Source organism: Exiguobacterium sp. s146, from assembly GCF_018618415.1.
In the GTDB taxonomy this organism is placed as follows: Bacteria; Bacillota; Bacilli; order Exiguobacteriales; family Exiguobacteriaceae; genus Exiguobacterium.
This window is the reverse complement of record NZ_JACSMA010000002.1, coordinates 518,045-534,245: the sequence shown is the minus strand read 5'-3', so window position 1 is coordinate 534,245 and position 16,201 is coordinate 518,045. Positions and strand designations below refer to the sequence as shown.

Annotated in this window: 12 protein-coding genes and 1 other annotated feature; of the genes, 10 read left to right on the top strand and 2 right to left on the bottom strand. The window is 53.5% G+C overall.

Annotated features, from left to right (window positions below; all coding sequences use genetic code 11):
* Positions 1–147: 147 nt before the first annotated feature.
* The 8 genes from hemA to KNP83_RS09315 all read left to right on the top strand — a co-directional run bounded on the left by hemA (position 148) and on the right by KNP83_RS09315 (position 9,629).
* A complete protein-coding gene (gene hemA / locus KNP83_RS09350) occupies positions 148–1,491 on the top strand; it encodes a glutamyl-tRNA reductase (RefSeq protein WP_214762224.1) in 1,344 nt (447 codons plus the stop codon).
* Between the two features lie 58 nt (positions 1,492–1,549).
* Positions 1,550–2,467 (top strand): hydroxymethylbilane synthase, encoded by a 918-nt coding sequence (gene hemC / locus KNP83_RS09345; RefSeq protein WP_214762223.1) that lies wholly within the window; start codon positions 1,550–1,552, stop codon positions 2,465–2,467.
* On the top strand, positions 2,460–3,125 hold the full coding sequence (locus KNP83_RS09340) for a uroporphyrinogen-III synthase (RefSeq protein WP_214762222.1): 666 nt from the start codon (positions 2,460–2,462) through the stop codon (positions 3,123–3,125). Before hemC ends, KNP83_RS09340 begins: the two co-directional genes overlap by 8 nt.
* Positions 3,122–4,102 carry a porphobilinogen synthase gene (gene hemB, locus KNP83_RS09335; protein ID WP_214762221.1) on the top strand — a complete coding sequence of 327 codons (981 nt, stop codon included), beginning with the start codon at positions 3,122–3,124 and terminating at the stop codon, positions 4,100–4,102. The genes KNP83_RS09340 and hemB overlap by 4 nt, the downstream gene beginning before the upstream one ends.
* Positions 4,099–5,403 (top strand): glutamate-1-semialdehyde 2,1-aminomutase, encoded by a 1,305-nt coding sequence (gene hemL / locus KNP83_RS09330; RefSeq protein WP_214762220.1) that lies wholly within the window; start codon positions 4,099–4,101, stop codon positions 5,401–5,403. Before hemB ends, hemL begins: the two co-directional genes overlap by 4 nt.
* 47 nt (positions 5,404–5,450) lie before the next feature.
* Positions 5,451–5,671, top strand: a binding site (T-box leader).
* Positions 5,672–5,726: 55 nt separating this feature from the next.
* Positions 5,727–8,378, top strand: a complete 2,652-nt coding sequence (locus KNP83_RS09325; protein WP_214762219.1) for a valine--tRNA ligase — start codon at positions 5,727–5,729, stop codon at positions 8,376–8,378.
* Positions 8,379–8,454: 76 nt separating this feature from the next.
* The gene (locus KNP83_RS09320; RefSeq protein WP_214762218.1) at positions 8,455–9,246 is read left to right on the top strand and encodes a hypothetical protein; all 792 of its coding nucleotides are present in this window, start codon (positions 8,455–8,457) and stop codon (positions 9,244–9,246) included.
* A gap of 35 nt (positions 9,247–9,281) precedes the next feature.
* The gene (locus KNP83_RS09315; RefSeq protein WP_214762217.1) at positions 9,282–9,629 is read left to right on the top strand and encodes a short-chain dehydrogenase; all 348 of its coding nucleotides are present in this window, start codon (positions 9,282–9,284) and stop codon (positions 9,627–9,629) included.
* A 460-nt stretch (positions 9,630–10,089) separates the two neighbouring features.
* Here the strand turns inward: KNP83_RS09315 and KNP83_RS09310 are convergent, their stop codons facing one another.
* Positions 10,090–11,526, bottom strand: coding sequence for a protein adenylyltransferase SelO (locus KNP83_RS09310; protein WP_214762216.1), 1,437 nt, complete (start codon positions 11,524–11,526; stop codon positions 10,090–10,092).
* Positions 11,527–11,634: 108 nt separating this feature from the next.
* Between KNP83_RS09310 and KNP83_RS09305 the strand changes: the two genes are divergently transcribed.
* Together KNP83_RS09305 and KNP83_RS09300 are read left to right on the top strand one after the other, a co-directional pair.
* Positions 11,635–12,879 (top strand): bifunctional folylpolyglutamate synthase/dihydrofolate synthase, encoded by a 1,245-nt coding sequence (locus KNP83_RS09305; protein ID WP_214762215.1) that lies wholly within the window; start codon positions 11,635–11,637, stop codon positions 12,877–12,879.
* A gap of 44 nt (positions 12,880–12,923) precedes the next feature.
* The gene (locus KNP83_RS09300; protein ID WP_214762214.1) at positions 12,924–14,492 is read left to right on the top strand and encodes a hypothetical protein; all 1,569 of its coding nucleotides are present in this window, start codon (positions 12,924–12,926) and stop codon (positions 14,490–14,492) included.
* Positions 14,493–14,538: 46 nt separating this feature from the next.
* On the opposite strand, the gene KNP83_RS09295 is transcribed toward KNP83_RS09300, so the two are convergent.
* Positions 14,539–16,200: a hypothetical protein gene (locus KNP83_RS09295; protein ID WP_214762213.1), complete on the bottom strand. Its 1,662-nt coding sequence runs from the start codon at positions 16,198–16,200 to the stop codon at positions 14,539–14,541.
* Between the last annotated feature and the right edge of the window lies 1 nt (position 16,201).

Here is a 16,201-nt window from a genome sequence, read left to right as displayed (position 1 = left end):
TTTTTTTCGTCACAAAAAGTTCTTATTTTATTTCAGGAAAATCAAACAGAAGATTATAGTTACCAGATAAGAACTGTTATAATGTACGGTAGAGATTGAAATAGAAAAGACAACCGTCGGTGGATTTTGGATGAGGGGAAGAGATACATGCATATTGTCGTCGTTGGACTAAATAACAAGACAGCCCCTGTCGCGATTCGGGAGCAGTTCTCGTTTGGGGAGCAAGAAATCGTGGATGCGATGATTGCACTTCGCGAAGAGAAAAGCATATTTGAATCGGTTATTTTGTCAACTTGTAACCGGACGGAGCTATACGTCGTCACAGACCAGCTCCATACAGGACGCTATTATACAAAACGTTTCTTAGCGAACTGGTTCGATTTAGAGATGGACCAATTTACACCGTATTTGTCGATTCGTGAAGGAGAAGAGGCGATCCGCCACTTGTTCCGTGTCACGTCTGGACTCGATTCGATGATCATTGGGGAAACACAGATTTTAGGGCAAGTAAAATCGAGCTTCTTCCGCGCCCAAGAGAATGGGACGACGGGAACGGTATTCAACAAACTGTTCAAAGAAGCCGTGACGCTTGCCAAACGTGCCCATACTGACACGCAAATTGGGGAAATGTCGGTATCGGTCAGCGCGGCAGCGGTCACGCTTGCCCAAGAGATGTATACGTCGCTCGATGACAAACAAGTCGTCGTCGTCGGTGCGGGGGAGACAGGCGAGTTGACGACGCTCAACTTGTTCGAGGCCGGTGCGAAACAGATTGCCGTCTTTAACCGGACCGAGAGCAAAGCGAAAGCGGTCGCTGACAAGTTCAAAGGCCGGGCCCACTCGATTCGTGAGATTGCCTGCGGCTTGCTCGACGCCGATATTTTAATCAGCTCGACCGGTGCGAAAGAAGCGGTCATCGCCTATGATGACGTCGCTGCAGCACAACTGCTCCGCCGGGAACGTCCGCTGTTATTAATCGACATTGCCGTGCCGCGAGATATCGATCCAGCGGTCCGGGCGCTTCCAGGCGTCCACTTGTTCGATGTGGATGACTTGAACGGCATCGTCAATAAAAACTTGGCGGCCCGTCTCGTCGAAGCTGAAAAGATTGAAATCAAAATCGATGAGGCGATTCAAGAGTTCCAAACGTGGCTCATCACGCTCGGTGTCGTGCCAATCATGAATGAATTGCGCGCCCGTGCACTCAACATTCAAGAAGAGACGATGGAAAGCCTCGAGCGCAAGCTTGACCATTTATCGGACCGCGATAAAAAAGTCATCGGCAAGCACATGAAGTCAATCATCAACCAGATGCTTCGTGAACCAATTGACTACATTAAAGACGCCGCCGCGCAACCCGATGCGAACACACGCATCAATCAGTTCGTGGAGACGTTCGGTCTGGATGTCGACGTCCCTGACGCCGAACCGGAAACGGAAGAAGCCGAAGCGACGTCAGCCAAAGCACCACTTCGCGCCTTGATGCGCTAATACAAAACCAAAAAGGCGGCGACTCTCGTCGCCTTTTTTGATGAAGGGGATACCGATCATGCGTAAAATTATCGTCGGCTCACGCCGCTCACAACTTGCGATGACACAGACGAAATGGGTCATCGACCAATTGAAGAAAGCCGGAGCTCAAAACGAGTTCGAAATCAAAGAGATCGTGACGAAAGGCGACCAAATCGTCGACGTGCAACTATCAAAAGTCGGCGGCAAAGGCTTGTTCGTCAAAGAGATTCAACAACAGATGATTGCTGGCGACATCGATTTCGCCGTCCACAGCATGAAAGACGTCCCGGCCGAGTTGCCGGAAGAGCTCTATATCAGCTGCATGCCGAAACGCGTCGACGCCCGAGACGTGCTCATCTGCGAGAAGGGCTATACGCTCGAGACGCTCCCGGAAGGTGCCGTCATCGGGACGAGCTCGCTTCGTCGCGGGGCCCAGATGCTTGCCGCGCGCCCAGATTTCGACATTCAATGGATTCGCGGAAACATCGATACGCGCCTCAAAAAACTTGAGACGGAACACTTCAACGCCATCTTGCTCGCCAAAGCCGGGCTCGAACGGATGGGATGGACGGATCGCGTCGACTTCGAAGCGCTTGACGCCGACATGATGGTCCCGGCCGTCGGACAAGGTGTCCTCGCCATCGAGAGCCGGAAAGACGACGCCGAAGTGACGGCCATCTTGCAACTGTTGCACGATGACGTGACGGCGAAAGCCGCGACGGCCGAGCGGACGTTCCTTAAGGCAATCGAAGGCAGTTGCCACGTACCGGTCGGCGGTTATGCGACGGTCGACGGGGATGACGTGACACTCACAGGTCTCATCGCCTCGGTCGACGGCAAAGAAGTGCTCCGCGTGACGAAGACGTCGTCAGACGCGGTCGCACTCGGGAAAGACGTAGCAGACGACCTGCTCGGACGCGGCGGGCGCGAAATTCTCGCCTCGGTCAATGCGTGACGTCTGGTACACAGGGACAAAACGACTGACCGCTTCGCAGCGAGCCCGGCTCACCGCGAGCGGTCTTTCCGTTCATCACGTCCCGCTCATCGAGACGAGATTGACGCATAACCAGATGCCGATCAACCGGTTCGATTGGCTCGTCGTGACGAGTCAGACGGCGGTGCCGGCGCTCTGTGACGTCCCTCGTGACGTCCGGGTCGCGGCGGTCGGCGAGAAGACGAAACAAGCACTCGAGGCCGTCGGATTCACCGTCACGCTCATGCCGGCGACATTTACGGGTGAGGCGCTGTTCCGCGACCTCGCGGGCGTCGTCCAGGCAGACGAGGTCGTCCTGTTCGCCCGGGGCGACTTAGCGAACACGGCGCATATGGCACAACTTGAGAACGTTCACGACTGGGTCGTCTATGAGACGATCGGCCGTGAACTGACGGAGCCGGAAGTCGAGGCGCTCGAAGGAATTGAGGCGCTCCTCGTCCTCAGCCCATCCGCCGTCCATGCGCTCACGCCGTACCTCGACCATTTCCACGGGACATGGTACGCCATTGGTGAAGTGACCGAGCGTGCCGTCCGGGAAGTGTCGACGTTACCGGTCCGAGTGCCTGAGTGTTATACTATGGATGCATTAATACAGTGTATAGGGGAGGATTTTTCATGAACCAGTTTGACCGTCACCGCCGCCTTCGTTCATCGAAGTCGATGCGTGCACTCGTACGTGAAAATCATGTTCGGAAAGAAGATTTGATTTACCCGCTCTTCATCATCGAAGGGACAGACATTAAACGTGAGGTCAGCTCGATGCCGGGCGTCTTCAACTTCTCGCTTGACCGTCTCGAGGACGAAATCAAGGAGATCGTCGACCTCGGCATTCAATCGGTGCTCTTGTTCGGCGTGCCGGAACATAAAGACCCGGAAGGCAGCGAGGCATACCATGACCACGGTATCGTCCAAGAAGCGATTCGCAAAGTGAAAGAGTGGGCGCCGCAGCTCACGGTCATCGCCGATACGTGCCTGTGTGAATATACGTCGACGGGACACTGCGGCATCGTGAAGAACGGTGACGTCGATAACGACGCGTCGCTACCGCTTCACGTCCAGACGGCGATTACGCAAGCGAAAGCCGGCGCTGACATCATCGCGCCGAGCTCGATGATGGACGGCTTCGTCGCCGCCATCCGCGAAGGGCTCGACCAAAACGGGTTCAACCATATCCCAATTATGAGTTACGGCGTCAAGTACGCATCGGCGTATTACGGACCGTTCCGTGATGCGGCTCAATCGGCACCTGGTGAAGGCGACCGCAAAGGCTATCAGATGGACCCGGCCAACCGCCGTGAAGCGTTCCGGGAATCACAATCGGACGTTGAGCAAGGCGCCGATTTCATGATCGTGAAACCGGCGCTCGCGTTCATGGACATCATCCGTGACATGCGCGACTCGCTCAATATGCCGATCGTGGCGTATAACGTGAGCGGAGAGTATGCCATGGTCAAAGCGGCTGCTTTGAACGATTGGGTCGATGAAGAGCGCATCGTCATGGAGACGATGGTCGGCTTCAAACGGGCCGGTGCGGACCTCATCGTCACGTATTTCGCAAAAGACGTCTGTCGCTATTTGGAAGGAGACTACACATGACCTACAAACAAACACGTTCAGAAGCGGCGTTCGAACAAGCACGTCCGCTCATGCCGGGCGGGGTGAACAGCCCGGTCCGTGCCTATAAATCAGTCGGCATGACGCCAATCTTCGCTGAACGCGGTGAAGGTTCACGCGTCTATGATATCGATGGCAACGAATATATCGACTACGTCCTCTCGTGGGGACCACTCATCCTCGGCCACCGTGACCCTGTCGTCACGAAGGCGATTCAAGAGCAAGCTGAGAAAGGCTGGACGTTCGGGACACCGACCGAGCTCGAAACGAAAATGGCCGAGCTCGTCATCGAGCGCGTCCCATCGATCGAGATGGTGCGCATGGTCAACTCGGGTACGGAAGCGACAATGGCGGCTCTCCGCCTCGCACGCGGTTACACGGGCAAGACGAAAATCTTGAAGTTCGAAGGCTGTTACCACGGCCACGGCGACTCGCTCCTCATCAAGGCCGGTTCGGGCGTCGCGACGCTCGGGCTCCCGGACTCACCGGGCGTGCCGAAAGAGCTCGCGAGCCACACGCTCACGGTGCCATATAATGACCTAGAAGCGGTTCGTCTCGTCTTTGAAAAGTACGGCGACGACCTCGCCGGCGTCATTGTCGAACCGGCAGCCGGCAACATGGGCTTCGTCCCGCCGCAGCCTGGCTTCCTCGAAGGACTCCGCGAGATCACGGAACAGTACGGCGCGCTCCTCATCTTTGACGAGGTCATGACCGGCTTCCGCGTCGGCTATAACTGTGCCCAAGGCTACTTCGGCGTGACGCCGGACTTGACGTGCCTCGGCAAAGTCATCGGCGGCGGCCTTCCGGTCGGTGCCTACGGCGGGAAACGTGAGATTATGGAACAAATCGCGCCGCAAGGACCGATCTACCAGGCGGGGACGCTCTCAGGTAACCCGCTCGCGATGATCGCCGGTTACACGACGCTCTCGCAACTCAAGCCTGAGCATTACAAAGAGTTCGAGCGCAAAGCGGACCGTCTCGCCGAAGGCTTCACGAAAGCGGGCGAGAAGTATAACATCCCGCACGACACGAACCGGGCCGGCTCGATGTTCGGTTTCTTCTTCACGAACGAGAAAGTGACGAACTTCGAGAAGGCGAAATCGGCCAACCTCGAGATGTTCCGTTCATACTATCAGAAGATGGCGGCGCGCGGCGTGTTCTTGCCACCGTCACAGTTCGAAGGGTTGTTCCTTTCGACCGTGCACACGGATGAGGATATCGACCAGACGCTCGCAGCGGTCGAGGCGACGTTCAAAGAGCTACAAGAAGAGTTTTCACTGTAATCTTGACGGAACCATCTTCTGTCGCTACAATTGTTTAACAGATACGATTAAAAGCTACGATGAGGAATAGTACGCCAACAACATCCTTTTTCAGAGACGCGGCCGCTTGGTGCGAGGCCGCGAGGGGTGGGGCAGAAGTCGCCTCGGAGCTGACCTTTTGAACGAAGTAGGGAGGTCCGGTCCATCGACCGTTATTCGATTTTGAGGGCGCCACACGTTGGCGAACTAAGGTGGTACCGCGGAAGATACGGCTTCTTTCGTCCTTAGCGTTAAGGACGAGAGTAGCCGTTTTTTTGTCCACATGATTAGAGGAGGTTGCGCATATGGCCAACGAGACAAACGAAATCACCATGCCGACGAAGTACGATCCAAGTGCGACAGAAGCAAAATGGTATGACTACTGGTTAGAGAACGACGTATTCAAAGCAGACGAGGACGATTCGAAACAACCGTACACAATCGTCATCCCGCCACCGAACGTCACGGGGAAACTTCACCTCGGACATGCGTGGGACACGACGCTTCAAGACTTGTTGACACGCTTGAAGCGCATGCAAGGCTATGACGTCCTCTGGCTCCCAGGGATGGACCACGCCGGCATCGCGACACAGGCGAAAGTCGAACAGAAGCTCCGTGAGGACGGCATCATGCGTTACGACCTCGGACGCGAGAAGTTCCTCGAGAAGACGTGGGAATGGAAAGACGAGTACGCGGACACGATTCGGGCCCAATGGTCAAAACTTGGCCTCGGTCTCGATTACTCACGTGAGCGCTTCACGCTCGACGAAGGTCTCTCGAAGGCGGTTCAAGAAGTGTTCGTCCGCCTCTATGAGAAAGGCTTGATTTACCGCGGTGAGTATATCGTCAACTGGGACCCGGCGCAAAAGACGGCCGTCTCGGATATCGAAGTCATCTATCAAGAAGTCGAAGGCGCATTCTACCACATGAAGTACCCGCTCGCTGATGGCTCAGGCCACATCGAGATCGCGACGACACGTCCGGAAACGATGCTCGGCGATACGGCCGTTGCCGTCAACCCGAAAGATGAGCGTTACGCGCATCTCGTCGGCAAGACGATCATGCTCCCGGTTATGAACCGTGAGATCCCAATCGTCGCCGATGACTACGTCGACATGGAGTTCGGTACAGGTTGCGTCAAGATCACACCGGCCCACGACCCGAACGACTTTGAAATCGGAAACCGTCACGAGCTTCCACGTATCCTTGTCATGGACGAAGGCGGCAAGATGAACGAGAACGCAGGCAAATACGAAGGGCTCGACCGCTTCGAATGCCGCAAGCAACTCGTCAAAGACCTCGAAGCGGACGGCACACTCGTCAAAATCGAGCCGCACACGCACTCGGTCGGCCACTCGGAACGTTCAGGCGCGGTCATCGAGCCGTATCTTTCGAAACAGTGGTTCGTCGACATGGAGCCGCTTGCGAAAGCAGCGCTCGAAGCGCAAGGACATGATGATACGAAAGTCAACTTCGTCCCAGAGCGGTTCGAAGGCACATACCTCCGCTGGATGGAGAACATCCGCGATTGGTGTATCAGCCGTCAACTCTGGTGGGGCCACCGCATCCCGGCTTGGTACCATAACGAGACAGGTGAAGTATATGTCGGCAAAGAAGCGCCGGCTGACAGTGAGAACTGGCACCAAGACGAAGACGTGCTCGACACGTGGTTCTCGTCAGCGCTCTGGCCGTTCTCGACGATGGGCTGGCCGGACACGGACTCGGCCGACTTCAAACGTTACTTCCCGACGAGCGCGCTCGTCACGGGTTACGACATCATCTTCTTCTGGGTATCGCGCATGATTTTCCAATCGCTCGAGTTCACTGGGAAGCAGCCGTTCAACGACGTGCTCATCCACGGTCTCATCCGCGACTCGGAAGGCCGCAAGATGTCGAAGTCGCTCGGTAACGGCGTCGACCCGATGGAAGTCATCGACCAATACGGTGCTGACTCGCTCCGCTGGTTCCTCCTCACAGGATCGACACCAGGGAACGATCTTCGCTTCTATTGGGAGAAGATTGAGTCGACATGGAACTTCGCGAACAAGATTTGGAACGCGAGCCGTTTCGCTCTCATGAACATGGACGGCATGAAGTACGAGGATATCGACCTGTCAGGTGAGAAGACGCTCGCCGACAAGTGGATCCTCACACGCTTGAACGACACGATCGACCAAGTGACGCGTCTTGTCGACAAGTACGAGTTCGGCGAAGCCGGCCGTTACTTGTACAACTTCATCTGGGAAGAGTTCTGTAACTGGTACATCGAGATGGCGAAACTCACGCTCTACGGTGAGGACGAAGCGGCGAAAGCGACGACACGTTCGGTGCTCGCGTACACGCTCGACTCGATCATGCGTCTCATGCACCCGTTCATGCCGTTCCTCACAGAGGAAATCTGGCAGCACTTGCCGCACGAAGGCGACTCAATCGTCCGTGCGAGCTACCCGACACGCCGTGACGAGCTCCACTTCGCGGACTCGGTACCAGCGTTTGAAGCGGTCATGAACGTCATCCGTTCGGTCCGTAACATCCGTTCGGAAGTGAACGCCCCGATGTCGAAACCGATTCAGCTCTTCATCTCAACATCGGATGAAGCGACACAAGGTTACTTGAGTGCGAACGAAGCGACAATCGGCAAGTTCACGAACGCGACCGAGCTCGAAATCGGACGTGGCTTGACGGCTCCTGATAAGTCGATGTCGGCCATCATGACGGGTGCGGAGCTGTTCATCCCGCTCGCCGACCTCATCAACTTCGAAGAAGAGATCGCCCGTCTTGAGAAAGAAGTGGCGAAGTATGAGAAGGAAGTCGAGCGCGTTCAGAAGAAACTCGGCAACCCAGGCTTCACTGGCAAGGCCCCGGCTCACGTCATCGACGAAGAGAAGGCGAAAGAGAAAGATTACCTCGACAAACGTGACGCGGTCCGCGCCCGTTTGGAAGAGTTGCGTAAGTAAGACAACCACCTTCTTTGGAGACTTGTTCTCCGAAGAAGGTTTTTTTGTCGTTTGGTGGAATTTAGGAGAGAAGACGATGCAAAGGTGGAGTGACATGAGACGAATCGGGATGGTGTTGGGTCTGGCTGTGATGGGATTGGGTGGGTGTGTGACGGAACGAGCTGAACCGATCGAACCGACGGAATCAGGAGTGACAATTAATGAACGTGCAGAAGAGACGTCTTCCGAGGATATTCCCGTATCGACGGACAAAGAAGTGTTCGGCTCCATGATTGAAGACGTGCCGAAAGGGACCACCCGCCTCGTCGATGCGGTCACGTCCCAATATACGATTCAATATACAGATGGCACGTCCGAACGACCTTCGAAAGACGGTGTGATTTATGAAACGGTCATCGATGACCTCGGGCTCATCGCCATCAAGTTGCCAAACCGCGACGATTCGTTCGGCGTGTTCAACTATTCTCGGGACAAGGAATGGGCTCTGCATGGCATCCAACACTTTACGGTTCCTGATACGGCCGGAAAAGTCCGTCATGGGTTGGATTTTCCCGTCGAGGAGCTCTATGTCACAAACTTCGAGATGAGTCAGCTCGAGCGGCCGGTAGAGATGTGGACGTTGTATGATGAAACGCAATGCATCACGATTTTAGTGACCGATGCGTTCAGTGTGGCCGACGGAGAAGTGATTGAGCGGCGAGACGTTTCAAACGAACGGTATCGCTTGAATCAGCCAGAAGGGAACGGCTTGTATTATGTGGATCAAGGCAAACTCATTGTCGTGACCGGGAATGTGTCGGAAGACGTGTTGCTCGACCTCTCGGACTCGTTGCCGGAGGCGTGGTCAGCTGATTTTCCTATGAAGTGAGTACGCTTTAAGTTTCATTACAGAGGAGGAAGGACATGCCTTACACACATGAATTCGGTGTATTAGATGCCACGATTCGTCACTCGTCATATGACGAGTATGAACCGGAACGATATGACTGTGTCTCCGTGGATGGGGAGTGGGTAGATGAATTTATCGATGAGTTGAACCAGATGCGTACGTATTCCCACTCCTATGACCGTCCCGGATTCGGATTAGAAGAATGTGGGGTCACGCTCATTCCATATGAGTCACTGGCATTATTTTATCAAGTCGTCAAAGCGATGATGTACACGCATGAGTCGGAACAACTGAATCAACTCCTTGCTAAAATCACACAAGCCCAAGTCGAACAGAAGGACATGATCCATTTTGGTCTCTAAGTCAAAAAAGAGAAGCCCCCAGCGTCAATTATGGCGTTTGGGGGTTCTTCTCTTTAGCCATACTAGATACAGTCCAATCCCGGTAATCCAAAGGAGATGAGTATAAAGAGAATCGGTCAGTCCGATACGATACAAATGAACGAGGTATACGGTATAAAGAAATCCCGCGAGGAGCATGGCTGTGAAATAAATGATTCTCATTTGAATTTACTCCAGTCGAAGTCATTCAAATATCTCATGAAAGTCGAAAATGAAACCGCTAAGAAAAAGGCGGGCATGAGCCATGCCCAGTCATTTATGTAAGGTCCTTGCAAGAGTTCGATTGACATCAAACAGGCAAAACCTAACGCAATAAGCGAAGTGAGTAGAAGCATGTGGAACCCCCTAAAAGTGACGTTATCTATTTTACGTTCAAATATAAAAAAGGTTCCAAAAAAACCATCTCGCAAAAGCGAGATGGTCATGTGCCACAAAACGTCTGATACGGATACGTCCGCGGTGGTCCAGGTGAGACGTAGCGTCCGAGATCAGCTTCATAATCGTATGGCTTCCGCAACACGTCGAGTAGCGCATAGGTCGGACTAAAGTCACCACGCTCGGCCGCTTGAATTGCTGCTTCGACATGATGGTTGCGCGGGATGACGGCCGGATTATGCTGACGCATGAGCCGCGTCACATCCCCATCCGGTAGACCTTGCTCACTAAGACGTTTCCGCCAAGCGGACAGCCATGTCTTGCCGTCTTCTCGTGCAGCGAAGGCGAGCGAATCGAACTCACCGAGCGTGAGGGCACGGAACGTGTTCGTGAAGTCGGCCTCGGTCTCCATCATGAGCCGGAGCAGTTCGTCCGTCAGTACGTCGTCCCCGTCTTTTCGGACGTAGAGCCCGATTTTATGGGCGAGCCCTGTGAAGTACGCCTCTTTATATGTTTCTGTGTAATCGTTCAATAGCTTATTGGCGATGTCGACGGCGGCCTCTTGCGTGTCAGCGAGGAGCGGCAACAGCGTCTCGGCGAGGCGAGCCAAGTTCCACGATCCGATATACGGTTGGTTTGCATAAGCGTAACGGCCCTCGCGGTCAATCGAGCTGAAGACGGTGTTCGGGTGATACGTGTCCATGAAGGCGCACGGACCATAGTCGAGTCCTTCACCGCTGATGAACGTGTTGTCAGTGTTCATGACGCCGTGGATGAATCCAACGAGTTGCCATTCCGCGATGAGTTTCGCCTGCCGGGTGATGACTCGGCCGAGGAACTGTTCATAGCGGTCCGACTGTCCTGCAAGGTCCTGGTCGTGACGCTGAATCGCGTAGTCGGCAAGGGCGATGACGTCATCGATCGAGCCGGAAGCTGCGGCATACTGGAACGTGCCGACGCGTAAGTGGCTCGCCGCCACGCGCGTCAAGACGGCACCATGCTTCGGCCCTTGACGCATGATTGGCTCACCGGTCGTGACGACGGCGAGGGCGCGGTTCGTCGGGATGCCAAGGGCGTGCATCGCCTCGCTGATCAGGAATTCACGCACCATCGGGCCGACGGCGGCCCGTCCATCGCCGCCTCGTGAATACTCGGTCGGACCTGAACCTTTCAATTGAACGTCGACGCGTTTTCCGTTCGGGGCGACGTGTTCCCCGAGCAAGAGCGCCCGTCCGTCCCCGAGCATCGTGAAATGGCCGAACTGATGCCCGGCATACGCTTGCGAGAACGACGTCTCGGTCTGACGATTTCCGGCGTAGAGCGCAACATCTTGGTGCGCCTCGACATCGAGTCCGAGCGTCTCCGCAAGGGCATCGTTCCAAAGCACGAGTTCTGGCTTGTCGACCGGATGGACGGGTCCCCGGTCGTAAAAGATATCACGGAGATCGAGGTAGGTCGCCTCAAAGTTCCAATTGGTTGTCATGGTGATTCCCCCTTCTTCGCCTCGAGTATAGCACAGCCGATTCACTATATCGGGCTTCGCGAATTTTGGTAAGATGAGAGGGAATTGTGAAAACGGGAGTGAAGGAAGATGGAGACGAGACAAGATGTATTTGATTGGCTACATGGACAGTTGCGGTTCGGGATTAAGCCGGGGATGAAGCGGATCAGGTGGATGCTGGACGCGCTACAAGTCGAGGAGTTGCCGTCGATTCATGTGGCGGGGACGAACGGGAAAGGGTCGACGGTCGCGTTCTTGCGGGCGATGGCGATGAAACAAGGCTTGAACGTCGGGACGTTCATCTCGCCGTACATCATTCAGTTCGAGGAACGGATCATGTTGAACGGGGAACCGATTCGAGAAGACGATCTCGTCCATATCGCCAACCGGGTCCGCGACTGCGCCGCCAAATCGCCGGAGACATTGACGGAGTTCGAGCTGCTGACGGTCATGGCGTGGCTCTATTTTCATGAACAACAGCCCGACCTCGTCATCTGGGAAGTCGGGCTCGGCGGCCGCCTCGACTCGACGAACGTGTTGCAGCATCCGTTCGCGACCGTCGTGACGTCGATCGGGCACGACCATCAAGGCATCCTTGGCGATACGCTCGAAGAGATTGCGCTCGAGAAGTTCGGAATCATGAAACCGGGCGTGCCGATGTTCCATAGTTTGACGGAGGAGCGGTTGATTGCCTTGCTCGACCAACAAGGGCAAGAGATGGATGCGCCGGTACAAGACGTCACGCCACTCGTCACATCTGTAGAGGACGGGGCTGACACAGTCGTCACGTATGAGGGGATGCCGCCGGTGACACTCGGATTGACCGGACACCATCAAGCGTACAACGGGGCATGTGCCGTCGCCGTCGCACACCATCTCGGCTGGAAAACAGAAGCGATTCAAGCAGGACTAGAGTCGGCGCAACATCCGGGACGCTATGAGCTCATCTCGAGACAGCCTCGTATCATACTCGATGGGGCGCATAACGCGGAAGGTGTCGCTGCACTCGTCGAACAGCTGAAACTTGAACGTGACGTGACCGTCCTCGCTGCCATTCTCGCCGATAAGGACCGGGCAGCGATGATTGCGTCACTTCAGACGGTCGCGAACGTTTATGAGACGACGTTCGATTTCCCGCGCACCCGGACGAAGGACAGTCTGATTGCCGATGGGGCTTGTTACGTGGACTGGCAAGATTGGTTGGCCGCTTGGCTCGAAACACAGAAATCCGAGACGCTCGTCGTGACGGGGTCGCTCTACTTTATCAGTGAAGTCAGAACCTATTTCCAAAGTTTGAAAAAAATCGCTTGTGAACAGGAAGAAAAAGGGGTATGAATTAACTGAAGAAGTGTGATGACAAACCGACTGGAGGCACAACGATGAAGAGGCAGCTAAGATCCAAGTACGGGTTCCTCATAGTAATAGGGATGGTCTTGTTGTTGTTCGCGTATACATCGACGTTCGCGAATAATGGTAGGGGCAATGGGAAAGGCAATGGCGGTAGCAATGGGAACAACCAAGGCATTGTTTTCCAAACAACGATTGAGGATGAGGCGATTCGAACTATCACGCCAGAAGCTGTACTCATTGGAGACAGTTTTGACTTAACGTATGACTTATCATTGAATAACATCCTTGATTTTGAAAAAGGACCGAACATCAACTCCTATAAATATGTGGAGTGGGCCGTCAAGGTTGAAGAAACAATTCCTGTAGGCTTGACTGTAGTAAAAAGCACCATAGATAAATACAATTTAAATTTTGATTCTACTACACGTCGTTTAACAGGAACAATTAACATTATGTGTGGTAAGAAAAATACGGGTCTTGAATCTTGTAATGAATATAAGAATGCAGCATTCTCTGATCTCATCACAGTCAAATTGATTGCAGACAAGCCGGGTAGCTATACGTTTGATTCTGGAAGATACGCTTATTCGTTGGAGGCTGATCATTCAGGAAACGGGAGCGGTGCAAAAAAACACGATCGTTCGTTTACTGATGCGGGAAGCGGCTTTACCAAAACGACAGTGACGGTCGAAGAACTGAACATCAATGTTCCAAATGAAGCGACGATTTATTTAGGGAATTCAAAAACGGTAGCAGCTAACTTATCGACTGCGAAAGCGGCGATTCCGCAGAATGCAAAACTTACTTGGGAACTTGATAAAGCTAGTTTTGTGAGTCAGACAAATCAAACGAATCAAAGCGTTACGTTAAAAGCGTTGGATCCGGGTGAGACGACTGTGAAAGCTGTCTACGAATACGCGAATGGTCAAAAAGTGAAATCAAATGATATGAAGGTTGTGGTCAAACTACCTGACTTATCATTAAGTACGAATGACAAAGAGTTATGGGTATATAAAAACGAAGCAGGCACGTTAGTGAAACAACAGACTTTGGTGACACTGCAGCAATTGGTGGAAGATAAACAAGCACTGGCCAATCCACTTGCTGTAACGTGGAACGTTGATTCGACCGCCTTAAAACTTCTCTCAAGTCAAAACACATCTGCTACCGTACAAGCCGAGCATGGGAGTACGAGCAACATCTCTGTCGTTGCGAAGTTGAAAGATTATATCGGACAGACGATGCCTGTCTTGATTAACGTCAAAGAGTATCCACAAAAAGTCTCGACACCGAACGTCATCCTCTACATGACAGACAGCCCATACAGCTATCCGGTCAAATTCTGGCCTGAGACGGCAAACGTGACAGGGTACGGCCTGACTGTCCTTGAAGGGACGGATGTCATGACAGCAAAAGATGACGTATTGACACTCTTGAAGCCGGGTATCGCGAAAATCGGTCTGGTCACAGAGGACGTCAGTGCATCATTTAAAGCAGGAGAAGGACCAAAAGTGATTAGCCAAACGTTCTACGTCCGTGTCAAAGCGGGCACGGATCCGAACCCAGGAACCGAAGATCCGTCTGGCGATTTCTATTAATTTCCATTACAGAAAAGAGGCTACTCGTGAGAGCAGCCTCTTTTTGTTAGTTCTTCAGTTGTTGACCGACGAACAGTTGGAGCTGGTTCGTGACCGGGAGCGTATCGATTTGACGGAACACACCCTCGTTATATTCCATGATGAGACGTGAATCGTCGACGTCTGGAGAGGCAATCACATTCCCAGGGGCGAAGTAAGCTTGTTTATTTGCTTGCTGCGGTAATGATTTGAAAGAACCGCGGAATGTATTTATTTCGAGTGGTCCTTTACTATACAAACCACCTTTCATGTTGACGATGGAGCCGACAGAATAGAGTCGAGTCGGTTCAGTCGAGGCACTATACATGAACGCTTGTAGCGTCGAAGAACGATCCTGGAATTCATTGATTCGGTTCAATAAAATCTTTCCTTCGGCGAGCAAGACAAGAGAACTATCATTCGCACCAGAAGCGACTGGCAATACATCGGCACGGTCGATGAAGGCATCGCCCAATGCATATACGGTCGTATTGAACGCGACTTTCCCACGAATCGTCAAATCTCCATTAATAATTAGTGGGCGGCTAATGGTGATGGTGTCTAAAGCGTCAATCGTGACGTCTCCGTTTAAAAGAAGCGGGACGGAGCTGTTCGCAATCGATTTGGTGATGACTATCGGACCTGTTACACCAGCTGGTAGATTGACGACTTGTAACGTTTGAATCGAGTTGAGCTGACTGGAATCGATAAACTCGGTCGGTCGCTCACGTGGCGTTGTTTCTCCATCGACGACGTACGTTTGCTTGAGGAAAGGTGAAATCGTCGATGTTGGAATCAATGTCGATTGAAACAGTGTCTGCTTCGGTGAATTCGTATAAGGTAATTTACCGGCGGTGCCTCGGTGTCGGTTCGCGAACTGGATGACCGAGTAATTCAAGTTAAAGCGAGAAAACGTACTCTCGACCGGACCAATCTCAGGTTCATGGTTCACACCCGGCGTAGTCGAATTCGTGAAGTAGTTCGGTGTCTCGCAGCCGTCGCAAGTCGCACCGTTCCCGAGGTCGATGCGACCGTCGAGATAAAACCGGCTCGAGGCACTGTTGTTCAGTGTGTTGATTTGATCTTTCAGTTGATACTTCGCATCGGGGTCGAGTGTGAGCTCCGTACCGGCAAACAAGTTCCCTTCAATCTTCGGAGGACCGTTGATTGTCAACGTCTCATCCGAACCAAGGACGTAATAGAGGAACGACGGGAGAGCCGTCACGTACACTTCTTGACTATACGAGCTCGTCTGCATCGGCTGATCCGCTTTCGATTTTGTCGTCCCGGTCGCCGTCAACGTGAGCACCGTCGTGAACGGGGCGTTCGCCTGATCGGCTGTCGAACGCGCGATTGTATAACGGATATCGTTGTCGCCTGATTGGCGTGTCCCCGCATACAACGTATTTTGTTTGAGAACAGTGTCGACCTTCGCCTGGAACAGCTGCTCGTTCTCCATATACGGTTGGACGACGTTCGCATCGTGGAGCGGGAACGTCGCTCGGAGATCGGCGACGAGCACATCGAGCACGCCTTTGACGTCGGTATCGAGTTGCGTCTCGTCGACACGGAAATTCGTCTGCTTGTTCGTCGCCAAGTTGACTTGAATCGCCGCGAGCGAGAGGACGGCGAGTGCCGCCATCGTCACGAGGACGAGGATGAGGACATAGCCTCGTTCATCTTGTTTCATC